17 protein-coding genes are annotated in these 22,163 nt (G+C 75.3%); 16 read left to right on the forward strand and 1 reads right to left on the reverse strand.

From position 1 onward, the window contains the following. The first annotated feature begins 157 nt into the window (after window positions 1–157). The 7 genes from ssd to ACFV4F_RS19890 all read left to right on the forward strand — a co-directional run bounded on the left by ssd (window position 158) and on the right by ACFV4F_RS19890 (window position 6,131). Window positions 158–1,282: a septum site-determining protein Ssd gene (gene ssd / locus ACFV4F_RS19860; RefSeq protein WP_380499064.1), complete on the forward strand. Its 1,125-nt coding sequence runs from the start codon at window positions 158–160 to the stop codon at window positions 1,280–1,282. Then, window positions 1,282–2,661, forward strand: coding sequence for a TadA family conjugal transfer-associated ATPase (locus tag ACFV4F_RS19865; RefSeq protein WP_380445083.1), 1,380 nt, complete (start codon window positions 1,282–1,284; stop codon window positions 2,659–2,661). Before ssd ends, ACFV4F_RS19865 begins: the two co-directional genes overlap by 1 nt. 159 nt (window positions 2,662–2,820) lie before the next feature. Next, window positions 2,821–3,963, forward strand: coding sequence for a type II secretion system F family protein (locus ACFV4F_RS19870; protein WP_380504056.1), 1,143 nt, complete (start codon window positions 2,821–2,823; stop codon window positions 3,961–3,963). A 203-nt stretch (window positions 3,964–4,166) separates the two neighbouring features. Then, the gene (locus ACFV4F_RS19875; RefSeq protein ID WP_380499067.1) at window positions 4,167–4,727 is read left to right on the forward strand and encodes a type II secretion system F family protein; all 561 of its coding nucleotides are present in this window, start codon (window positions 4,167–4,169) and stop codon (window positions 4,725–4,727) included. Window positions 4,728–4,851: 124 nt separating this feature from the next. Continuing rightward, window positions 4,852–5,124: a DUF4244 domain-containing protein gene (locus tag ACFV4F_RS19880; RefSeq protein WP_380445080.1), complete on the forward strand. Its 273-nt coding sequence runs from the start codon at window positions 4,852–4,854 to the stop codon at window positions 5,122–5,124. Next, on the forward strand, window positions 5,114–5,515 hold the full coding sequence (locus ACFV4F_RS19885) for a TadE family type IV pilus minor pilin (RefSeq protein ID WP_380445079.1): 402 nt from the start codon (window positions 5,114–5,116) through the stop codon (window positions 5,513–5,515). Before ACFV4F_RS19880 ends, ACFV4F_RS19885 begins: the two co-directional genes overlap by 11 nt. Before the next feature lie 292 nt (window positions 5,516–5,807). Then, the gene (locus tag ACFV4F_RS19890; protein WP_380504059.1) at window positions 5,808–6,131 is read left to right on the forward strand and encodes an Rv3654c family TadE-like protein; all 324 of its coding nucleotides are present in this window, start codon (window positions 5,808–5,810) and stop codon (window positions 6,129–6,131) included. Here ACFV4F_RS19890 and ACFV4F_RS19895 read toward each other — a convergent pair. Beyond that, a complete protein-coding gene (locus tag ACFV4F_RS19895) occupies window positions 6,126–8,483 on the reverse strand; it encodes a DEAD/DEAH box helicase (RefSeq protein WP_380504062.1) in 2,358 nt (785 codons plus the stop codon). The two genes, ACFV4F_RS19890 and ACFV4F_RS19895, sit on opposite strands and share 6 nt — an antisense overlap. A gap of 223 nt (window positions 8,484–8,706) precedes the next feature. Between ACFV4F_RS19895 and bldG the strand changes: the two genes are divergently transcribed. The 9 genes from bldG (at window position 8,707) to ACFV4F_RS19940 (ending at window position 22,002) form a co-directional block, all read left to right on the forward strand. Continuing rightward, entirely contained in the window at window positions 8,707–9,048 is a 342-nt protein-coding gene (bldG, locus tag ACFV4F_RS19900) for an anti-sigma factor antagonist BldG (protein ID WP_049659132.1), read from the forward strand. 158 nt (window positions 9,049–9,206) lie between these two features. Next, on the forward strand, window positions 9,207–9,626 hold the full coding sequence (locus ACFV4F_RS19905) for an ATP-binding protein (protein ID WP_380445076.1): 420 nt from the start codon (window positions 9,207–9,209) through the stop codon (window positions 9,624–9,626). A 240-nt stretch (window positions 9,627–9,866) separates the two neighbouring features. Continuing rightward, a complete protein-coding gene (locus tag ACFV4F_RS19910; protein ID WP_380499072.1) occupies window positions 9,867–10,235 on the forward strand; it encodes a cyclophilin-like fold protein in 369 nt (122 codons plus the stop codon). 198 nt (window positions 10,236–10,433) lie between these two features. Further along, a complete protein-coding gene (locus ACFV4F_RS19915) occupies window positions 10,434–11,204 on the forward strand; it encodes a small secreted protein (protein ID WP_380504065.1) in 771 nt (256 codons plus the stop codon). 81 nt (window positions 11,205–11,285) lie between these two features. Further along, the gene (locus ACFV4F_RS19920; protein WP_380445073.1) at window positions 11,286–12,818 is read left to right on the forward strand and encodes a methyltransferase; all 1,533 of its coding nucleotides are present in this window, start codon (window positions 11,286–11,288) and stop codon (window positions 12,816–12,818) included. 214 nt (window positions 12,819–13,032) lie between these two features. Further along, window positions 13,033–13,491: a DUF3592 domain-containing protein gene (locus tag ACFV4F_RS19925; protein ID WP_380499075.1), complete on the forward strand. Its 459-nt coding sequence runs from the start codon at window positions 13,033–13,035 to the stop codon at window positions 13,489–13,491. Window positions 13,492–13,858: 367 nt separating this feature from the next. Beyond that, window positions 13,859–16,738 (forward strand): type I DNA topoisomerase, encoded by a 2,880-nt coding sequence (gene topA, locus ACFV4F_RS19930; RefSeq protein ID WP_380504068.1) that lies wholly within the window; start codon window positions 13,859–13,861, stop codon window positions 16,736–16,738. Between the two features lie 260 nt (window positions 16,739–16,998). Continuing rightward, complete coding sequence (tmk, locus tag ACFV4F_RS19935) at window positions 16,999–20,415, forward strand: dTMP kinase (protein WP_380504071.1); 3,417 nt, start codon at window positions 16,999–17,001, stop codon at window positions 20,413–20,415. Window positions 20,416–20,790: 375 nt separating this feature from the next. Further along, complete coding sequence (locus tag ACFV4F_RS19940) at window positions 20,791–22,002, forward strand: DNA polymerase III subunit delta' (protein ID WP_380496686.1); 1,212 nt, start codon at window positions 20,791–20,793, stop codon at window positions 22,000–22,002. Window positions 22,003–22,163: the final 161 nt, after the last annotated feature.

Below are 22,163 nucleotides of genomic sequence, written 5' to 3' on the forward strand. Positions count from 1 at the left end.
GCGCCGCGGGCGGCGCCGCCCGCCTCGCGTCTGCTCCGGTTCGCGCCCCCCGCCCGGCCGGCGCCCCCCGCCCCCCCGCGGCGCCGGACCCCCCCCCGCGTGCGCCGTGGCCCGTCGCGCGCTCCCGGCGGCCCCCCCCCGCGGAGGGGAGAGCACCATGTCGACGCCGATCACCGGCCACACCACCGTCGAGGGGCCCGGAGCCACCGGGCCGCTGGTCCTCACCGAGGACGAGCGCCTCGCCGAGCACCTGGTGCGGCTCTGCGCGGCCGCGGGCACCGAGCCGCAGCTGATCCGGGGCGCCCCGCCGCCGCGCGGGCTCTGGGAGAGTTCCTCGCTGGTCCTGGTCGGGGACGACCAGGTGGCCCGGTGCGCCGGGCTGCCCCGTCGTGCCGGGGTCCTGCTGCTGGGGCTGGACCTGGACGACCCGGAGGTATGGGTCAGAGCCGTCCAACTCGGCGCCGAGCACGTGCTGTTCCTCCCCGACGCCGAGGCCTGGCTGCTCGACCGGATCGCCGACGCGGCCGAGGGCGTCGGGCCCCCGGCGCTCACCGTCGCCGTGCTCGGCGGCCGCGGCGGCGCCGGGGCCTCCACCCTGGCGTGCGCCCTCGCGGTCACCGCGGCGCGGTCCGGCCGGCGGACGATGCTGATCGACGGGGATCCGTTGGGCGGCGGCCTGGACATCCTGCTGGGCGGAGAGACGGCCCGCGGGCTGCGCTGGCCCGATCTGGCCGGCTCGCGCGGCCGGGTCAGCGGGACCGAACTGGCCCGGGCGCTGCCGGCGCTCAAACGGCCGTCCAGACTGTCCTGCCTGTCGTGGGACCGCGGCGACACGCTGGCCGTGCCGCCCGAGGCCATGCGCAGCGTCCTGGCCGCCTCCAGACGGCGCGGCGGGCTCGTCGTGGTCGACGTGGCGCGCCACCTCGACGCGGCGGCCGGGCAGGCGCTGGAGCAGTCGGACCTGGCGCTGCTGGTGGTCCCGGCCGAACTGCGGGCGGTGGCCGCCGCCGACCGGGTCGCGGCGGCGGTCCGGATGCGACTCGGGGACGTCCGGGCGGTGGTGCGCCCGCTGCGGGCGCGCGGCCTCCCGGCCGGGCGGATCGCCCGCGGGCTGCGGTTGGAGCTCGCGGGAGAGCTGGAGCCGGAGCCCGGGCTGGTCGAGGACGTCGAGAAGGGCGTGCCGCCCGGGACGCGGGACAACGGCCCGCTCGCGCGCTTCTGCGCGACCTTCCTGGACGAAGTGCTGCCGCCGGTGCCGGCGGTCGGAGGAGGTGTGTACTGATGGTCCGTCTGCGCAGAACGGGGATCGGGTCCGGCTCGGGTGGCACCGGCGCTTCCGCCGGAGCCGGCGGGATGGGCGGCTCGCCCGGCCGGGGCGGCGGTGCGCGGGAGCACCGGCTGCTCCGGAGCGTCCCGCCACCCGACGGGCCGCCGGAACAGTCCCGTCCGTGCCCCTACGGGCGGACGGCCCGGGAGGAGCGGACTGCGGCGCTGCTGGACGCGGTCCGGCTGCGGCTGGCCGAGTCGGGCGCCGCCCCGACGGAGGGATCCGTCGCCGCCGCGCTGCGGGCCACCCGGCCGCCGCTCGGCGGGGACGAGGTCCTGGACACCGTGCGCTCCCTGCGCGCCGAACTGGTGGGTGCGGGCCCGCTGGACCGGCTGCTGGCGGCGCCCGACGTCACGGACGTCCTGGTGAACGGGCCGGGGGAGGTGTGGGTCGACCGTGGCGGCGGCCTGCACCGCGCCACCGGGGTCCGCTTCGCCGACGCCGAGGCGGTCAGGCGGCTGGCGCACCGGCTGGCCACCGCGGCGGGGCGGCGGCTGGACGACGCCCGCCCCTGGGTGGACGCCCGGCTCCCGGACGGCACCAGGCTGCACGCCGTGCTGCCGCCGATCGCGGCCGGCTGCACGCACATCTCGCTGCGGGTCTGCCGGCCCCGGCCGTTCACGCTCGCCGAGCTGGTGGCGGGCGGGACGCTGCCACCCGAGGGCGCCGGCCTGCTGGCCGGCATCGTGCGGGCGCGGCTGTCGCTCCTGGTCTCCGGCGGCACGGGGACGGGCAAGACCACGCTCCTCGCGGCCCTGCTCGGCCTCGTCGGCCCGGACGAGCGGATCGTGGTCGCCGAGGACTCCGCCGAGCTGCGACCGGCCCATCCGCACGTGGTCCGGCTGCAGAGCAGACCGCCCAACCAGGAGGGGCTCGGCGAGCTCACCCTCAGGGACCTCGTCCGGCAGGCGCTGCGGATGCGGCCCGACCGCCTGGTCATCGGCGAGGTGCGCGGGGCCGAGGTGTCGGACCTGCTGGCCGCGCTGAACACCGGCCACGAGGGCGGCTGCGGGACGGTCCACGCCAACACGGCGGCGGACGTGCCGGTGCGGCTGGAGGCGCTGGGCTCGCTCGCCGGGCTCGACCGGCCGTCGCTGCACAGCCAGTTGCGCGCCGCACTCGACCTGGTGGTGCACCTGGTCCGGGAGCCGGGCTCGGGGCGGCGCCGGGTGGCCGAGATCCACACGCTGGCGGGGGACCGCGAGGGCCTGGCCGTGACCATCCCGGCGGTGGAGTTCACGGCGGAGGGCCGAATGGCCCCGAAGGCGGGCTGGGAGCGACTGCTCGGGTTGCTGGCGGCGCGCGGCGTCACGCTCTCGGCGGGTCCGCCGTGACAGGGCTCGCGGGGGCGAGTGCGCGAGCGGCGGAACTCGGCTTCGTCCTGCTGCTGAGCGTGCTCTCGGTGGGTGCCCTCGCGCTGCTGGGGGACTGGGGCCGGAAAGGCCGATGACGTGGACGACGTGGACGACGTCGATGACAAGGAGGTTCACGAGATGATCGACGGTCAGATCTCGTTGTGGTGGGCCGCTGCGCTGTGCGTGGTCGCGCTCGGCGGGTGGCACGTGGTGCAGCAGCAGCTGCCGGGCGGGCGGCGTTCCAGGCTGGTGCTGGCGGGCGCCGGGCCGCCGGTGCCTCCCATGAGGCCGGTGGGTGCACTCGGGCCGCCGCAGTGGCTGGTTCCCGAACTGCTGTTCCTCCCGGTGGGATTGGCGGCCGGGTACGTGACGGCCTCGCCGGTGCCGGTGCTCGTCGGTGCCCTCGCCGTGGTGCCGCTCCGGAGGTGGCGTCTGCGGCGGGCCGTGGCGGCGCGGGCAAGGTGCCGGGCAGCCGGTGTGATCGAGCTCTGCGCCGGGCTGGCAGGGGAGTTGCGCAGCGGGTCGACACCGGAGCAGGCGCTCCACGTGGTGACGGCGCGCACCGCGGCCGACCCGGATGCCCTGCGCAGGCTGGGTGAGGAGCCGGTGGCGCGGCTGGCGGCCGGCCGCTACGGGGGCGACGTTCCCGCTGCGCTGCACCTGCTCGCCGAACTGCCGGGCGGGAGCGGGGCGGCGGCGATCGCGGCCTGCTGGCGGGTCGCGTCCGACGGGGGCGCGGGGCTGGCCGCCGCGCTGGACCGGGTCGCGGAGGCGCTGCGCGGCGAGCAGGCCCTGGCCGAGGAGATCGCCGGTGAACTGGCGGGGCCTCGAACGACGATCGCCGTCCTGGCGATGTTGCCGGCGGCCGGGTTGCTACTGGGCACTGCGATGGGGGCGAGGCCGGTGGACGTCCTCCTGCACACGTCTGCCGGGCTCGGCTGCCTCGCGGTGGGTGCCGTGCTGGAGGGGCTGGGCGTGGCCTGGACGGCTCGGATCGTGCGGGCGGCGGCTCGGGGCGGCTTGGAGGGCCCCGCAGGCCCGGAGCGCGGCGCTGCTCTTCCGGGCTCATGGGTGCCGAGGGGGCTGTGGGCGCCGTGGGCGCCGAGAACCGGGCGGGCGGGCGCCCGGGCCCTGAAGGCCGCCACACGCCGCTCCGGGCGAGTACGTGGCGAGTGGGGAGTCCGGGGCGTCGGGCGGGCGTTGAGCGGCCTGCCACGCCGCCGGGCCTGGCGCAGGCCGGTGAGTAGCAGGAGCGCCAGGGCAGAGGCGGTGGCCGGGTGATGTGGGGTGTGGCGGTCCTGATGGCCGCTGTGGCGGCGGGAGTTGTGCCGGGGCGCCGGTGGGTGAGGCGGCGCCGAGCCTCGGTCAGGCTCTTCGGTCGGGTTCCCGCGGCGCGGCCGGCGCCGTTGGCGCGGGAGGCGGGTGGGGCCGGGGTGCTCCGGCGGTCGGTGATGGCGGCACTGGCGGGCGCTGGAGCGGCTCTGGTGCTCGGCGGTGGCCTCGGGCTGCTGCTGGGGGTGGTACTGGCGGTGGGCGCCTACCAGGCGCTTGCACGAGCGCGGTCACCGGCCGATCGGCGGACCGAGCTGACGGAGGAGTTGCTCACCCGGCAACTCCCGCTGAGCGCCGAGCTGCTGGCGGCCTGCCTCGGCTCGGCTGCCTCGCCTTCCGTGGCGGTCATGGCGGTCGGGCGGAGCGTGGACGCTCCGATGGGACCCCGGCTGGTGGCGATCGGGGCCGAACTGGCCCTGGGCGCACCGCCGGAGCTGTGCTGGGACCGGCTGGGCGACCAGCACCCCTCGCTGGCACCGCTGGTCCGCTGCATGGTCCGTACGAGCCTCGGGGGCTCCCCGGTGGCCGGGTCCCTGATCGGACTCGCCCACGCACGGCGGACGGCTGCGGGCAGGGCGGCCCACGCCCGGGTCCGCAGGGCGGGGGTACTGGCCACCGCGCCGCTCGGGCTCTGCTTCCTTCCGGCGTTCGTGCTGATCGGTGTCGTGCCGGTCGTCGTGGGGCTGACCAGCCGGTTCGCACTGGCGGTGTGAGGGGCCCCGGCAGCCCCGCCGAATCCACCGAATCCACCGAATCCACTGAGTCCGCCGAATCCATCGCACGCATCGCAACGCATCGCGTGCATCGCGTGCAACCGAAACCGATGAGGAGAAAACCATGGCTGTTGTGATCGCGCCCAGGCTCGTGAACGCCCTTCCGGCCCGGCCGTTGCCGGGCGTGTGGAGGCGCCGGGGACGCTGGACCGCGCGCCGGGTCCGGCGGGTGGTTCGGGCCAGGGGCCGCTCGGACGCCGGGATGACCACGGCGGAGTACGCGGTCGGCACGCTGGGCGCGTGCGCGTTCGCGGCCGGGCTCTACAAGGTGGTGACCAGCGCGACCGTCACCGGGGCGCTGACCGATCTGCTGGAGCGGGCGCTCCATGCGACGTAGCGGGTGTCGGCGCGGCAGGGCACGCGGTGACGCGGGGTTCGTGACGGCGGAGACGGCGGTGGCCATGCCGGCGTTGGTCCTGCTCGCGGCCTTGCTGATCTGGGGCGTGCTCGCCGCGGCGGCCCAGATCCGGTGCGTGGACGCGGCCCGGGTCGGCGCCCGGGCCGCGGCCCGCGGGGAGACCGACGCCGTTGTGGTCGCCCGTGAGGCGGCCCCGCCCGGGGCACAGGTCGAGGTCGCCCTGGCGGCCGACACCGTGCGGGTCACGGTGGACGCGCCCTGCGGCGCGCCCGGCAGGCTCGGAGGCCTGCTCTCGGTGCGGCTGAGCGCCGTCGCGGTGGCGGCGCGGGAGGACACGTTGGTGGGAGGAGGAACGGCATGGCCGTCCTGACCCGCCGGCTGGTGCCGGCGATCGTGGGCGCGCGGTCCCGGGTCGCTGCGGCGCGCGGGCTCGGCGGGGCTGCGGACACCGGCTCGGCGACGGTCTGGCTGGTGGCCTTCGCGATGCTCGGCTGCTCGGTGTTCGCGGCGACGATGGCGGTCGGTGCGGTCGTGGGGGGGCGGCCCCCCGCGGGGGCGGCGGGCCGGGCGGGGCGCCGCGGGGGGGCGGCCCCCGGGGGGGTGGTGCCGCCAAGGGGGCGGCGCTGGGTGGGCGGGGGGCCGGCGCTCTGCTCGGCTGCTCGGTGTGCGCGGCGACGTGGGCGGTCGGTGCGGTCGTCGCCGCCCGGCACCGGGCCGAGGCGGCGGCCGATCTCGCGGCCCTCGCGGCGGCGGACCGGCTCTTGCTGGACCCGGACGGCGGGTGCGGTCGGGCGGCCGGGATCGTCGCCGCGCAGGGCGCGGGCCTGGTGTCCTGCGTGCTGGACCGGGACGACGACGCCGTCGAGGTGGTGGCCGAGGTGCCCGTCGCGGGGCTGCCGGTGCGGCTTCCGGTCGGTCCGGCGCGAGCGCGGGCCCGCGCCGGACCGATCCGGGCCGCGGTCACCCCGGTGGAGGAGGGTTCATGAGTCCGTGTCGGTGGGGGCGGGAGCCCCGTCCGCCGCCTTCGGGGCGCCGGCCAGCAGGACGTCCAGGAGCCGGACGGCCGCGGTCTTGTCCAGCGGGTCGTTCCCGTTGCCGCACTTGGGCGACTGCACGCAGGACGGGCAGCCGCGCTCGCACTCGCAGGCGGCGATCGCCTCGCGGGTGGCCGTCAGCCACTGGACGGCCCGCTGGAAGCCGCGTTCGGCGAAGCCGGCCCCGCCCGGGTGGCCGTCGTAGACGAAGACGGTGGGCAGCTCGGTGTCGGGGTGCAGCGGGACGGAGACGCCGCCGATGTCCCAGCGGTCGCAGGTGGCGAACAGCGGCAGCAGTCCGATCGAGGCGTGCTCGGCGGCGTGGGCGGCGCCGGGCAGCCGGTCGAGCGGGATGTCCGCGTCGAGCAGCTGGTCCTCGGTGACGGACCACCAGACCGCCCGGGTGCGCAGTGTGCGGGGCGGCAGGTCGAGCTTGCTCTCGCCCATGATCTCCCCGGTGGAGATCCGTTTCCGGAGGTAGCCGACCACCTGGTTGACCACCTCCACCGAACCGAAGCTGAGCCGGCCCTCGCCCCAGCGGACGGTGGTGTCGGTGTCGAGCACGGAGATGGAGGTGATGTCCCGGGCAGCCGTGGTGTACGGCGGGTCGGCCGCGTCGACCAGGGCGACGGAGTTCTCCAGGTCGAGCTCGCGGACCAGGAACGTGCGCCCCTGGTGCAGGTGGACGGCACCGGTGTGGACGGTCGTGTGGGAGGCGGAGGCGTCCACCGTGCCGAGCAGCCGGCCGGTGGCGGCCTCGACGATCTGCACCGGGCTGCCGCCGCTGCCGCGCAGGTCGACGGCGTCGGCCGCGCGTTCGCGGCGGGTCCAGTACCAGGAGCCGTCGCTGCGCCGGCGCAGCAGGCCGCGGCGTTCCAGGACGGGCAGCAGGGGTGCGGTGGAGGGGCCGAACAGCTCCAGGTCGGCGTCGGTGAGCGGGAGTTCGGCCGCGGCTGCGCACAGGTGCGGGGCGAGGACGTGCGGGTTGTCGGGGTCGAGCACGGTGGCCTCGACGGGCGCCGCGAACAGCGCCTCGGGGTGGTGCACCAGGTAGGTGTCCAGCGGGTCGTCCCGGGCGATCAGGACGGCGAGCGCGCCCTGGGCCTCGCGTCCGGCCCGGCCCGCCTGCTGCCACAGCGAGGCCAGGGTGCCGGGGTATCCGGCCATCAGGACGGCGTCGAGGCCGGAGACGTCGACGCCCAGTTCGAGAGCGGAGGTGGAGGCGAGGCCGAGGAGCCGACCACTGTGCAGGGCACGTTCCAGGGCCCGGCGTTCGTCGGCGAGGTAGCCGCCGCGGTAGGCGGCCACCCGCTCGGCGAGCGGTCGGCCGAGCTGGTCCTGGGCCTGCAGGGCGACGAGTTCGGCGGCCCGCCGGGAGCGGACGAACACGACGGTGCGGGTCTGCTGCTCGACGAGGTCGGTGAGCAGGTAGGCCGCCTCGGCGGTGGCGGTGCGGCGGACGGGTGCGCCGTGCTCGCCGACGTTCTCGGTCAGCGGCGGCTCCCAGAGGCCGAAGACCATCGGTCCGCGCGGCGAGGCGTCATCGGTGACGGCGACGGCGGGCAGGCCGGTCAGCCGCCCCGCGGTGGCGGCCGGGTCGGCGGTGGTGGCGGAGGCGAGCAGGAAGGTGGGTGACGAACCGTAGCGGGCGCAGATGCGGCGCAGCCGCCGCAGGACCTGGGCGACGTGCGAGCCGAACACGCCCCGGTAGCTGTGGCACTCGTCGACGACCACGTAGCGCAGCACCTTGAAAAATGAAGACCAGCGGGCATGGGCGGGCAGGATGCCCCGGTGCAGCATGTCCGGGTTGGTGAGCACGTAGGAGGCGTACTGGCGGACCCACTCGCGCTCCTCGGGCGGGGTGTCGCCGTCGTAGAGGGCGGCCCGGACCCGGGGCGGCGCGAGTTCGGCGGCGCGGCGGCGCTGGTCGGCGGCGAGCGCCTTGGTCGGGGCGAGGTAGAGGGCGGTCGCGCCGCGGCCGTTGCGGGCCTCGGTGCCGTCCAGCAGATCGCTCAGGACCGGGGCCAGGTAGCCGAGCGACTTGCCCGAGGCGGTGCCTGTGGCGATCACCACAGTCTGGCCGGTTTTGGCCAGGTTCATGGCTTCCGCCTGGTGCGCCCAGGGCTGTTCCACGCCGACGGCGCGCGCGGCGGCCGTGATCTCGGCGCGGATCGAGTCCGGCCAAGGCGCATAACGCGCAGGTCGGGCGGGAAGGTGCTCCGTATGGGTGAGCCGGTCGGACCGCCCCCTGGTGGTGGACAGGGTCGTGAGCAGTGCCTCGGGCAGGCTGTGTCGGGGCGGCATGGGGACCCAGTGTGTCACCGGCGTGACGGAGAATCGTCGTAAGCCATCGTGCGGGCATGGTCGCAGGTGGTTGAATGTGGCCGTGACGGCCGTATGGCCGTGGGTCGCAGCGCCGAGGCTTGCCACGCGTTGGCTGGGCGCGCCCGGGGCTCGCGACCATGCGGTGGCGGCCGTCCGGCCGAGGAACGCACATGACGTAGCAAGGCAAGGTGCTGGAGGTTCCGTGGACCTGTCCCTGTCGACCCGTTCAGTCGGCGATCGCACGGTCGTCGAGGTTGGCGGCGAGATCGATGTGTACACCGCCCCGAAGCTGCGGGAGCAGCTGGTCGAGCTCGTCAACGACGGCAAGTACCACCTCGTCGTCGACATGGAGGGCGTGGACTTCCTCGACTCGACCGGTCTGGGCGTACTGGTGGGCGGTCTGAAGCGGGTGCGTGCCCACGAGGGCTCGCTGCGCCTGGTCTGCAACCAGGAGCGCATCCTGAAGATCTTCCGCATCACCGGCCTGACCAAGGTCTTCCCGATCCACACCTCGGTGGACGACGCGGTCAACGCGACCGACTGATGCGGCCGGGCCGGTCCTGGTGGCCGGCCCGCCCGATCCACGCGGTCGGGACGGTCGGGGCGCCTCGCCCCGGTCGTGCCCGGCCGCACCGGGGCCGGTTCGGCCGGCCCGCAGGGGCCGCGGCGTCGGCCCCGGTCGGAGCACCCCGAGGGGGAGAGATGGCAACCGTCGAACTTCGATTCAGCGCGCTTCCCGAGCACGTCCGCACGGCCCGACTGGTCGCCGCGGCAGTCGCCAGACGGGCCGGCGTCGACGAGTCGGTGCTCGACGAGGTACGGCTCGCGGTCGGTGAGGCGTGCTCCCGCGCGGTCGGGCTGCACCAGCGCGGCGGCATCGGCGGCACCGTCAGGGTCGCGCTGACCGATCAGGAGAAGCGTTTCCTCATCGAGGTCGAGGACGAGGCGGGCCCGTCCGCCGTTCCGGCCTCCGGCGCGGCCGAGGGCGGCGATCCGGACGAGGACACCCTGGGCCTGGCCGTGATCACCGGCCTGGTCGAGGACCTGGAGGTCACCAACGGCACGGACGGTGGCCTGATCCGGATGAGCTGGCCGGTTTCGGTCGATGCCCTCGCGGTCTGAGGACCTGGAGGACCGGACGGTCTCCGGCTTTGCCGGGCGGACCCCTGAGCCTGCGTGGCCGCAGTGCTGTGACGCCGCAGTGCCGTGAGGCCGCAGCCCCGTGACGCCGTGCGTCCATTCCTCGGGATCCCGTTGACAAACTGTTGAATCCGGCGGTTCGCTGCTTCCGGCACGACCGGGTCCGATCGACGATCGACCATCCACGATCGACGATCGGACCTGTCGCGGAAGAGGACGACCATGCGGATACGCATTCTGTGGCCGGCCGGTCAGGCGACCGCCACCCTGCGGGCCACCCCCACCGCCGAGGCGCTCTGGGCCGAGCTGCCGATCGGCTCCTCGGCCAGCACCTGGGGCGAGGAGGTGTACTTCGGGACGCCGGTCAGCGTGCTGCGGGAGGACGATGCCGAACAGGTCGTCGAGCCGGGCACGGTGGCGTTCTGGACGGACGGCGACAGCCTCGCCCTGCCGTACGGGCCGACGCCGATCTCGCGCGGCGACGAGTGCCGGCTGGCCAGCCCCTGCAACATCCTCGGCGCGCTGGACGGCGACGCCCAGGTGCTGCGGACGGTCCGGCCGGGGGACCCGATCCGCGTCGAGCGCGCCTGAGTTCGGGCCGGTACGTACCGGGTCAGGGCCGGGTCAGGGCCGGGTGCGTACCGGTTTCGGGCTGAGCGAGACCCGGGGCGTGCCCGAGGCGGGCCTTCGTCGGGCCCGAACCCGGCCAGGGCGGCCGGGAACCGGGGAGCGGATCGGCGGCGTGTAGGTTCGACGACCGAAGACGACCGAACCGAAAGGCTTCTCCCGGTGAACAAGCGACTGCTGGCCGTACCCGCCCTCGGCGTGCTGCTCGCGTTCGGAGCCGTCGGCTGCGGCGACGACAACAGCAAGCAGCTGGAGTCCTGGGCGTCGAACGTCTGCGGCGCGGCCAAGGACCCGATCGCCCAGGCCCAGAGCGCGCTCGCCGACACCGGCCAGGTGAAGACCGGCGAGGCCCCGGCCGACCTGCAGAAGCGGCTCTCCGCCGACGTCGGGCGTCTCGCCAAGACCAACCAGGACATCGCGAAGGCGATCGACGCGGCCGGGGCGCCGAAGGTCGACGACGGCGCCACCCTGCAGAAGGACACCGTCGCCGAGCTGAACAAGGCGGCCGACGGCTACCTGGACGTCCAGAAGAAGCTGGACGCGCTGTCCAGCGCCGACCAGTCCAAGTTCGCGGACGGGCTGCGCAGCGTCGCCGACCAGGTGCAGCAGCTGGCCACGCTGTCCACCCAGGCGCAGGGCAAGCTCCAGCGCGGCGACCTCGGTGCGGCCATGGCCAAGCAGGACGGCTGCAAGCCCTCCGCGGCCACCGCCGCCCCGAGCGCCGGGTCGGCCACCCCCGCCCCGAGCGGCGGCGGCACGGCCCCGGCGACGGCTCCGGGCACCGCCGCACCGACCGACGGCGCGACCGGCGCCCCCTCCGCCGCGCCCGGCGGCACCCCGGCCCCGTCCGCGACGGGCAGCGCCGGCCCGGCGGCCACGCCCGCCACCACGCCGGCCGCCGCCCCGTCCGCGCCCGCGCCCAGCGCGAGCTGACCCGCCGCACGCCCGAGGCACACCCGTCGCGCCCGGCCCGGGCACGGCGGGTGCGCCCGCGGCCCGGGGGACAATGGCGGGGTGATCAGTAGCCCCGTTCTCGACCCCACCCGCCTCGCCAAGCTGCGCGAGGCGCTGCTCGCCGCCTCGTTCACCGCCGACGGCTGCCTCGACCTGCTCGGGCCCACCGGCTACGCGGCGCTGGCCCGCAGCGAGGCGGTCCCGGCGCTGCGCGCGACCCGCGGCGACGGCCCGCTGGAGACGCTGGTCCGGCTGTTCCTGCTCCAGCAGCCGGTGCCCTACAAGGCGGCCGCGGCCGCGCTGCCGGTCGAGGACTGCCTCGCGGACGGCTGGCTGCGCCCGGACGGCGATCTGGTGCGTGCCACCGTGGACGTCCGCCCCTACGCCAACGAGGTCGCCGGGCTGCCCAGTTCGGACGCCTGGGTGGTCTCCGACCTGGGCTGCGCGGTGGGCGGCGCGGGCGGCATCGGCTCCGGCGAGACGGCGCACGGCGTGGCCCGCAGGGACCTGGTGCTCGGGGTCGGCGGCGCCTCCACGACGCTGGCCAACATCACCGTGCGCCGGCCCGTCCGCGCCGCGCTGGACCTCGGTTCGGGCTCCGGCGTGCAGGCGCTGCACGCGGCCCGGCACGCCCAGAAGGTGACCGCCACCGACCTCAACCCGCGCGCGCTGCGCTTCTCCGAGCTGACCCTGGCGCTGTCCGGTTTCGACAACACCGAGGCCGCCGCCGGGAGCCTCTTCGAGCCGGTCGGGGAGCGGAAGTTCGACCTGATCGTCTCCAACCCGCCGTTCGTGATCTCGCCGGCCGGCCGGTTCACCTACCGCGACGGCGGCATGGCCGGCGACGACCTGTGCCGCACCCTGGTCCGTTCCGCGGCTGCCCACCTGGAGCCGGGCGGCTACTGCCAGTTGCTGGCCAACTGGCAGCACGTCAAGGGCGAGGACTGGCACGAGCGGCTGGCCGGCTGGGTCGCGGGCACCGGGCTGGACGCCTGGATCGTCCAGCGCGAGGTCCAGGACGTCGCCCAGTACGCCGAGTTGTGGCTGCGCGACGGCGGCGACCACCGCGGTCCGGGCGGCGACTACCAGGCCCGTTACGGCGAGTGGTTGGACGCCTTCGAGGCGGGCCGGGTCGAGGGCATCGGCATGGGCTGGATCACCCTGCGGGCGAGCGGCGCCGAGCGTCCGACGGTCCGGGTGGAGGAGTGGCCGCACCCGGTGGAGCAGCCGCTCGGTCCGCACATCGAGGAGTGGTTCGACCGGCAGGACTTCCTGCGCTCGCACGACGACGCGGGCCTGCTCGCGGCCCGGTACGTGCTGGCCGACGAGGTCGTCCAGGAGCAGGTCGGCGCGCCCGGCGCGGAGGACCCGGAGCACGTGATCCTGCGTCACAACCGCGGCATGCGGCGGGCCACCAAGGTGGACACCGTCGGTGCGGGCTTCGTCGGCGTCTGTGACGGGACGCTGTCGGCGGGCGAGATCGTGGACGCCATCGCCCAGTTGCTCGGCGAGGACCGGGTCGTCCTGCGGGACCGCGTGCCGGAGTCGCTGCGGCTGCTGACCGAGCAGGGCTTCATCCGCCCCGTCGCCTGAGCCGAAGCCCCGGCGCCCACTGCCCGAGCGGGAGGGGCACCCGCCTGCCAGGACGGGACGGGCGCCTGCCTCGAGGACCGGGCGGGCGCCCGGTTCACCTCCCGGTAGCCCCCGGTTCGTCCGTCGGCCTCCCGGCGGCCGTCCCGCGTTGGCCGCCCGCTGCGAGGCTCTGTCCACAGGCTGTGGACAGAGCTGGGGAGCCGGGGGGCGAGGGGTGGACAGGACGACGGCGGTCGTGGGCGGGCTGGTGCTCGCCCTGTTCGGTGGCGCGCTGCTGCTCTGGTGCGCCGCCGAAGTGCGCCTTCGCCACCGGGTCCGCCGCCGGGGGGTGCCGGCCGAGGCCGTCGTGGTCGCCGAGGACGACGCGCGCGGCGAGCTCGACAGCGCGCCGCTGCTCGCCTTCTCGGCGCTGCCGTCGGTCGGCGGCCCCGGGCCGGGGCGGTGCGCCGAGCGGGTGCTCGCCCGTCCGCGCGGCCACACGCCGCTGCGCCGTCCCGTCCGCTTCGCCCCCGGCACGTCCGTCCGGATCTGTTACGACCCGCGCCGCCCGGACCGGGTCGTGCTGGCGGCGGGGGAGATCAGCCGCCCGGCGGTGGCGGACCTGCTGTGGAGCGCGCTCGGCACCTGCTGCCTGGCGGCCGGGACGGGCCTGCTGGCGGCCGTCGTCGGCTGAATCCGCAGGGCCGCGGCCGGTTCGGTCGGCCGCCCCGGCGGACCGCACCATCCGGAGCCCCGCGCTCCGCGGATACTCCGTTGACAGATCTTGAAATCCGTCATTCCATCCTCCGGAACCCGCCGATGCCCCCCTCCACGGGGCGCGATGCTCCATCATCGGGTTACCGTTCGAGTGGCGTCGGTGGGCCTGGCAAGTGAAAACGCGGGATCCGTCCGTTTGACAAGGGTGGCCGGGGTACGGTCACACTCCGCTGGTGGGGTCGTCGTTCAGCGGCAGCCCCGGGACGGTGGAGGGGTCGGGCGGAGCGCAGCCCGTGCTGCCGGCGCCGACCAGCTCACATAACGACCGGGAGAGAAGAGCGAAGGTGTCCCCGAGCAGCGAGACCGCGCACGGACAGCGACTCGTCATTGTCGAGTCGCCGGCCAAGGCGAAGACGATCAAGGGCTACCTTGGCCCCGGCTACATCGTCGAGGCGAGCGTCGGGCACATCCGCGACCTGCCCAGCACCGCGGCCGAGGTGCCGGACAAGTACACCGGCGAGGTGCGCCGCCTCGGGGTGGACGTGGACCACGACTTCGCTCCCATCTACGTGGTCAACGCGGACAAGAAGTCCCAGGTCAGCAAGTTGAAGTCGCTGCTCGCGGAGTCCGACGAGCTCTTCCTCGCCACCGATGAGGACCGCGAGGGCGAGGCCATCGCGTGGCACCTCCAGCAGGTCCTGAAGCCCAAGGTGCCGGTGCACCGCATGGTGTTCCACGAGATCACCAAGACCGCGATCCAGGAGGCGGTGGCCAACCCACGCGAGCTGAACCAGCGTCTGGTCGACGCCCAGGAGACCCGCCGCATCCTCGACCGCCTCTACGGCTTCGAGGTCTCGCCGGTGCTGTGGAAGAAGGTCATGCCGAAGCTCTCGGCCGGCCGCGTGCAGTCCGTCGCGACCCGCCTGGTGGTCGAGCGCGAGCGCGAGCGGATGGCGTTCCGCAGCGCGTCCTACTGGGACCTCGTCGGCACCTTCAGCACTGGCCGCACCCCGGCCGACGCGGCCAACCCGGAGACCTTCGGCGCCCGGCTGTCGAGCGTCGACGGCAAGCGGATCGCCAGCGGCCGCGACTTCGGTTCGGACGGCCGGCTGAAGGCCGGCAGCACCAACACGCTCCACCTGGACGAGCAGGCCGCCCGCCAGCTGGTCGTCGCCCTGGAGCGGACCTCGTTCGGCGTCCGCAGCGTCGAGTCCAAGCCCTACCGCCGCTCGCCGTACGCGCCGTTCCGCACCACCACGCTCCAGCAGGAGGCCAGCCGCAAGCTGGGCTTCGGCGCCAAGCGGACCATGCAGGTGGCCCAGAAGCTGTACGAGAACGGCTTCATCACCTATATGCGCACCGACTCGACCACGCTGTCGGACACCGCGATCTCCGCCGCCCGCGCCCAGGTCACCCAGCTGTACGGCGCCGACTACCTGCCGGACGCCCCGCGCACCTACGCCAGCAAGGTCAAGAACGCCCAGGAGGCGCACGAGGCCGTCCGCCCCTCTGGCGACCGCTTCCGCACCCCGGCCGAGACCGGCCTGAGCGGCGACGACTTCCGGCTGTACGAGCTGATCTGGATGCGCACCGTCGCCTCCCAGATGAAGGACGCGGTCGGCCAGTCCGTCACCGTCCGGGTCGGCGGCACCTCCGCCGACGGCCGGGACGTCGAGTTCTCCGCCTCCGGCAAGATCATCACCTTCCACGGCTTCCTCAAGGCCTACGTCGAGGGCGCGGACGACCCGAACGCCGAGCTCGACGACCGCGAGCGCAGGCTGCCGCAGGTCGTCCAGGGCGACCCGCTGGCCGCCGAGCAGCTCACCTCCGAGGGCCACGCGACCAAGCCGCCGGCGCGCTACACCGAGGCCTCGCTGGTCAAGGAGCTGGAGGACCGGGAGATCGGCCGCCCCTCCACGTACGCGTCGATCATCGACACGATCATCCAGCGCCGGTACGTCTTCAAGAAGGGGACGGCGCTGGTCCCCTCCTTCCTCTCCTTCGCCGTGGTCAACCTGCTGGAGAAGCACTTCGGCCGACTGGTCGACTACGACTTCACCGCGAAGATGGAGGACGACCTCGACCGGATCGCCGCCGGTGAGGCGCAGTCCGTGCCGTGGCTGAAGCGCTTCTACTTCGGCGAGGGCGAGGGCGTCGAGACCGGGCGCGCCGCCGACGCCGGCAACGGCGACGGCGACCACCTGGGCGGCCTGAAGGAGCTCGTCACCGACCTCGGTGCGATCGACGCCCGCGAGATCAGCTCGTTCCGGATCAGCGACGACATCACGCTGCGCGTCGGCCGCTACGGCCCGTACGTCGAGCGCGCCTCCGCCGTCGAGGGCGAGCCCGGCCAGCGCGCCGACATCCCGGACGACCTGCCGCCGGACGAGCTCACCGTCGAGCTGGCCGAGGAACTGCTGGCCAAGCCCAGCGGTGACTTCGAGCTCGGCCAGGACCCCGTCAGCGGCAACATGCTGGTCGCCAAGGACGGCCGCTACGGCCCGTACGTGACCGAGATCCTGCCCGAGGGCACGCCGAAGACCGGCAAGAACGCGGTCAAGCCGCGCACCGCCTCGCTGTTCCAGACGATGTCGCTGGACACCGTCACCCTGGAGGACGCGCTGCGGCTGCTCTCGCTGCCGCGCGTGGTCGGGGCGGACGCCGAGGGCGTCGAGATCACCGCGCAGAACGGCCGCTACGGCCCGTACCTCAAGCGCGGCACCGACTCGCGCTCGCTCACGAGCGAGGACCAGCTCTTCACGATCACCCTCGACGAGGCGCTGGCGATCTACGCGCAGCCCAAGCAGCGCGGCCGGGCCGCCGCGGCCCCGCCGCTGCGCGAGCTCGGCACCGACCCGGTCAGCGAGCGCGCGGTCGTGGTCAAGGACGGCCGCTTCGGACCGTACGTGACGGACGGCGAGACCAACGCCACGCTGCGCAAGGACGACGACGTCGCCTCGATCACGCCGGAGCGCGGCTACGAGCTCCTCGCCGAGAAGCGGGCGCGCGGGCCGGTGAAGAAGACCGCGAAGAAGGCCCCGGCGAAGAAGGCGACCGCCACCAAGACGGCGGCCAAGAAGACCACCACGGCCGCCGCCAAGAAGACGGCCGCGAAGAAGACGGCGGCCAAGACCACCACGGCCGCGGTGAAGAAGACGGCGGCGAAGAAGACCACCGCGAGCAAGACCGCCACGAGCAAGGCCACGGCCACCGACGAGGGCTGATCCTCCGACGGCGGCTCCCGGGCCCGTGCCCCCTTCACCGGGGGTGCGGGCCCGAGGCGTGTCCGGGGAAGGTCGTGTGGGCCGTTCGGGGGAGGGGGCCGGGACCGTTCGCGGAGGGGGCGTGGGCCGTGCGAGGGCGGTGGCGGGGCCGTTCGGGGACGGCGGGTGTGTGTGCGGGGATCGTCACAACCCGGTGATGAGCCCGATCCGGAACGTCGTTCGTCTCTTTCCGGCCAACCCCCGACCGCTACGCTGACCGTATGACGAGCGAGGAGCAGCCCACCCCCAGCGCCGCCCCGGCCGCCAGAGCCGCCATGCCCGACCTGCCCGAGGTCGCGCCCGCCGGTACCCCGGTGGAGCGGGCCCGCGCGCTGCTGCGCACGCGGTCCTACCGGCGACTGTGGACCAACCAGCTGATCGGCGGCACCGCCGACCGGCTCGGCCTGCTGGTGCTGCTCGCGCTCACCGTGATCGCGGCCGCCCTCGGCGGCGGGTTCGGCGAGCTGCCGCGCAGCCTGGCCTTCGCCGTCGCCGGGGTCTTCGCCGCCCGGCTGGCGGCCACCCTGATCGCCGGCGTCCTGCTGCTCGGACCGGTGCACCGGCTGGTCGCCGGCAAGCTGGACCGGCGCTGGACGCTGTTCGGCGCCGACGCGCTGCGCGCCCTGCTGATCGGCGTCGCGCCGTGGTGGATCGTGTGGCTCGGCTCCGGCCCGAAGCCGTCCGGCGCCGCCACGTACGTCCTGCTCGCCACCGTCTTCGTGACCGGCGCCGCCGAGCGCGTGTGGGCCGTCGCCAAGGACGCGGCCGTCCCCGGCCTGCTGCCGCCGGCCGACCCGTACGCCCCCCTCGCCGAGCAGCGGCCGTCCGCGGCCCACCTGGAGACCGTCCGGAGCGTCGACCGGTTCACCGGCTGGGTCTGCCTGCCGCTCGCCGCCGTCGGCCTGGTCGGCCTCACCCTGCTCAACAACATCTTCGCGGCGCTCGGCTCGGACTGGCTCCGGGCCCACCAGGTGACCTTCGCCGCCCTCGGCGCGGCCGGCCTGTTCACCGCCTCCGCCGTCCGCGGCTACCTCCAGCAGCTGGCCCTCGGCCCGGTCACCGCCGCCCCGTACTCACCGCTGCAGGGCCTGCGCGCCCCGACCGACGCCACCCCCGGCCCCGCCCTCAAGAAGGGCCGCACGGGCGGCGCCCCCTACTTCACCTTCGCCGTCGCCGCCGCCTACGCCTCGATGGCCGGCGTCGCCGCCCTCGCGCTGCTCACCGCCGTCGAGCACCGGGCCGGGCCGATCGGCTACGGCCTGCTCGTGCTCGCCGCCACCGGCGCGCCGGCCGCCGGCGTCCGGCTCACCCGGGCCACCCTGCCCGCCCTCTCCCGCCGCCGGCTGCTCGCGCTGGCGCTGATCACCGAGGGCGTGACCCTGATCCTGGCCGGGCTCGTGCTCGACTACGTCCTGGTCCTCCTGCTCACCGTGCTGGCCGGCCTCGCCGCCGGGATCGTCGTCTCGGCCGGGCGCACCCTGCTCGCCCAGGAGGTCGAGGAGGCCCGGCTGCCGAAGGTCACCGAGCACCTGTACGCGGTGCTGCGGGCCGTCGTCGGCGCCGCGGTGGTCGCCGTCCCGCTGATCGCCGGCGCCTACGGCGACGTCGAGTACGGCACGGTCGAGCCCGGCTCGTTCACCTTCATCCACGGCGGCGCGGCCCTCGCCGTCGCCACCGCCGGCCTGCTCACCCTGGTGCTGGCCGCCGTCGTGCTGGTCAAGACCGACGACCGGCGCGGCACCGCCCCGTTCGGGCGCGACCTGGTCGACGCCGTGCGCGGCGGCAGCGGCCCGGCGGCGCACCGCACCACCGGCACCGGTTTCTTCATCGCCCTGGAGGGCGGCGACGGCGCCGGCAAGTCCACCCAGGCCCAGGCGCTCGCCGAATGGATCCGCGGCAAGGGCCACGAGGTCGTGCTGACCCGCGAGCCCGGTGGCAGCCCGGTCGGGCAGCGGCTGCGCGGCCTCGTCCTGGACGTCGGCAACACCGGCCTCTCCCACCGCGCCGAGGCCCTGATCTACGCGGCCGACCGCGCCGAGCACGTCGAGAACGTCATCCGTCCCGCCCTCGCGCGCGGCGCCGTCGTCATCACCGACCGGTACATGGACTCCTCCATCGCCTACCAGGGCGCCGGGCGCGACCTCGCCGCGACCGAGGTCGCCCGGATCTCCCGCTGGGCCACCGGCGGTCTGGTGCCCGACCTGACCGTCGTCCTGGACGTCGACCCGACCAAGGCCCGGGAGCGCTTCACCGAGGCGCTGGACCGGCTGGAGTCCGAGCCGACCGAATTCCACCAGCGGGTCCGGGCCGGTTTCCTCGCCCTCGCGGCGGCCGACCCGGCGCGCTACCTGGTCGTCGACGGCAGCCAGGCGCCCGGCTTCGTCACCACCGCGATCCGCCACCGGCTCGACCGCGAGCTGCCCCTCTCCGAGAAGGAGAAGGCCGCCCGCGTCGAGCAGGAGCGGCTCGCGCGGGAGGAGGCCGAACGGCGCGCCGCCGAGGAGGCCCGCAAGAAGGCCGAGGCGGAGGCCGCCGAGCGCAAGCGGCAGGAGCTCCTGGAGCAGCTGCGGGCCGAGCAGGCGGAGAAGGAGCGGCTGGCCAAGGAGGAGGCCGAGCGGGTCGCCGCCGAGGCCCGCCGCAAGGCCGAGGAGGAGGCGCGGCGCCGCGCCGAGGAGGAAGCCCGCCGACGGGCCGAGGAAGAGGCGCGCCGCAAGGCCGAGGAGGAGGCCCGGCTCGCCGCCGAGGCCGCCGAGCGCAAGCGGCTCGCCGCCGAGGCGGCCGCGCAGGCGGAACTCCAGCGGCAGCGGGAGCTCCAGCGCGAGGAGCAGCGCCGCCGTGCGGAGGAGGCGCTGCAGCGCGCCGAGGAGGCCCGTCTGGCCCAGGCGGCCGCGCTCGCTGCGGCTGCGGAGGCCGCTGCTGCGGCTTCCGCAGCGGCCGAGACGGCGGTGGGGCGTGCGGAGGACGCGGCTACCACTCAGCTACGGGCGCCTAAGGGCTTGGGTGCTCAGGGTTCGGGTGCTCGGGGTTCGGCCGAGGAGGTCGACGAGACCACCCGTGAGCTGTCCTTGCGGGATCGGCAGTCGGCTGCGGAGCAGACTGCGAAGCTTCCGGCGGTTCCGGCTGCTCCGCCCGCTCCGCTTGTTCCGCCCGTTTCGGCGGACCAGACCGCTGTGCTGCCCCGGGTGTCGGGCGGCCCCGCCGCGGCGGACGAGACCGCCGTGCTGCCGAAGGTGCCGGCCGACGAGACCGACCGGACCGCAGTGCTGCCCAAGGTCGCGCCCGGCCGGGCCGAGGACCGGGTTCCCCCGGGCCTGTGGCGCGAGGAGCCCGCGGACACCACCCGCGAGCTTCCGGTGGTCGGCGAGGGGCAGGCCCCGACCGACGCCGCAGAGCCGCGCCGGCGGCCGGACTGGGCCGAGGAGACACCGATGGACGACCTCCCGAGCCTCACCGACACGCTGCTCGGCTCGCGCGATGAGTGGTCCCACTGGGAGCGGGGCGGCGGACCCGGCCAGGACCCGCAGGTTCCGCGTGGTGGCGCGGGAGCGGGAGCGGGCGCGGGCGCTGGCACCGGTTCCGAGGGCGATGGTGACGACCAGGGCAAGGGCAAGGGGCGCCGCTGGGGGCGCCGGAGCTGATCCTGCGCTGCGGGTTCCGCTGCGCGGGGCTTGGTGGCGGGGCATGGGCTTTCGGGTGGGTGGGGTTCGCGGGGGTGGCTCCGGGGGTGGCCGCTCCGGGGGCTGGATGATTTTCCGACTGCCGACTCTGTGGGGTGGGTGGTTAAGACCGTTGGCAGTCTGAAAATCACCCGTCACGCCCCTCTCCGCGGCCCACCCCCTCCGCCACCCCCTCCCGCAGCCCGACCCTCTCGCCTTGGGTGGGGTCGGGGGGAAAGGGGGGTTAGGTGGGTGCGGTGGTGCTGGGTGGGGTGTCGCTCGGACGGCGCAGTGGGTGTCCGGGCAGGCACGTATGCTCGACGGCGGAGCGCAGTCGTACGGAGCTTGGGAGCAGCAGTGGCCGTCTGGGACGACCTGGTGGGCCAGGAGCGGGTGGTCGAGCAGCTGACCGCCGCCGCCAAGGCGGCCGGGGCGATGGTGACGGCCGGCCGTGGCGCCGGGCCGGCGGAGGGGGCCAACGCCTCCCTGATGACGCACGCCTGGCTGTTCACCGGGCCGCCCGGGGCCGGGCAGGTCACGGCCGCGCGGTCGTTCGCCGCGGCGCTCCAGTGCACCAGTCCGGACCTCGCGCTCGGCGGCACGCCCGGGTGCGGGTTCTGCGATGGCTGCCACACCGTGCTGGCCGGCAGCCACGCGGACGTGAAGTACGTCCGGACCGACGGGCTGTCGATCGGTGTCGGCGACATGCGCGACCTCGTGCTGCGCGCCTCCAGCTACCCGACCGGCGGGCGCTGGTCGGTGATCCTCGTGGACGCCGCGCACCGGCTCACCGAGGCCGCCGCGAACGCGCTGCTCAAGGGCGTCGAGGAGCCCTCCCCCCGTACGGTCTGGCTGCTCTGCGCGCCCTCCGTCCAGGACGTGCTGCCGACCATCCGCTCGCGCTGCCGCCTGCTCGTCCTGCGCACCCCGGCCGCCGAGGCGGTCGCCGACATGCTGGTCCGCCGCGACGGCGTCGACCCGGACACAGCGCGCCTGGCCGCGCTCGCCGGGCAGGGCGACGTCGAGCGCTCGCGCCGCCTGGCCGTCGACGACCAGGCCAGGACCCGGCGCACCGAGGTGCTGCGGATCCCCCTGGAGGTCTCCGACATCGGCGGCTGCCTCGCCGCGGCCCAGCGCCTGGTGGACACGGCCAAGGCCGACGCCGAGGCGCTCGCCGAGACGCAGGACGCCAAGGAGACCGACGACCTGAAGGCCGTCTACGGCGCCGCCGAGGGCGGCAAGGCGCCGCGCGGCATGGCCGGTGCGGTCAAGGAACTGGAGAAGCGGCAGAAGAGCCGGGCCACCCGCACCCGCCGCGAGACCCTCGGCGTCGCGCTGCTCGACCTGCTCGGCTTCTACCGCGACGTGCTCGCGCTGCAGCTCGGCTCCACCGGCGCGCTGGCCAACGAGGACCAGCGGCAGGCGCTGAACCGGGTCGCCCAGGCGGGCCCCGCGGAGGGCACGCTGCGCCGCATCGAGGCGGTGCTCGCCTGCCGGCGGGCGCTGGACCGCAACGTCGACCCGCTGCTCGCGGTCGAGGCGATGACGGTGGCACTGCGCGCGGGCTGAGGCGCGCGGGGCGGTCCAGGGGCGGGCGCGTTCCGCTTCCCGCCCTACCCCGGTGTCCCACCTTCGAGTGAACGGTCGGTACGCGCCGGGCACACCCGCGTGTGACCGCCGGGTCGTCCCGCACGCTGGGGGCCGACTGCGCCCCGGTGCCGGGGCCGTCG

This window comes from Kitasatospora sp. NPDC059722 (genome assembly GCF_042733235.1).
Classification (GTDB): Bacteria; Actinomycetota; Actinomycetes; order Streptomycetales; family Streptomycetaceae; genus Kitasatospora.

Bases quoted from the DNA above. Each gene is read 5' to 3' on its own strand.
- ssd (WP_380499064.1), top strand. From the start codon at position 158: ATGTCGACGCCGATCACCGGCCACACCACCGTCGAGGGGCCCGGAGCC.
- ACFV4F_RS19865 (WP_380445083.1), top strand. From the start codon at position 1,282: ATGGTCCGTCTGCGCAGAACGGGGATCGGGTCCGGCTCGGGTGGCACC.
- ACFV4F_RS19870 (WP_380504056.1), top strand. From the start codon at position 2,821: ATGATCGACGGTCAGATCTCGTTGTGGTGGGCCGCTGCGCTGTGCGTG.
- ACFV4F_RS19880 (WP_380445080.1), top strand. From the start codon at position 4,852: ATGGCTGTTGTGATCGCGCCCAGGCTCGTGAACGCCCTTCCGGCCCGG.
- ACFV4F_RS19885 (WP_380445079.1), top strand. From the start codon at position 5,114: ATGCGACGTAGCGGGTGTCGGCGCGGCAGGGCACGCGGTGACGCGGGG.
- ACFV4F_RS19895 (WP_380504062.1), bottom strand. From the start codon at position 8,483: ATGCCGCCCCGACACAGCCTGCCCGAGGCACTGCTCACGACCCTGTCC.
- ACFV4F_RS19905 (WP_380445076.1), top strand. From the start codon at position 9,207: ATGGCAACCGTCGAACTTCGATTCAGCGCGCTTCCCGAGCACGTCCGC.
- ACFV4F_RS19910 (WP_380499072.1), top strand. From the start codon at position 9,867: ATGCGGATACGCATTCTGTGGCCGGCCGGTCAGGCGACCGCCACCCTG.
- tmk (WP_380504071.1), top strand. From the start codon at position 16,999: ATGACGAGCGAGGAGCAGCCCACCCCCAGCGCCGCCCCGGCCGCCAGA.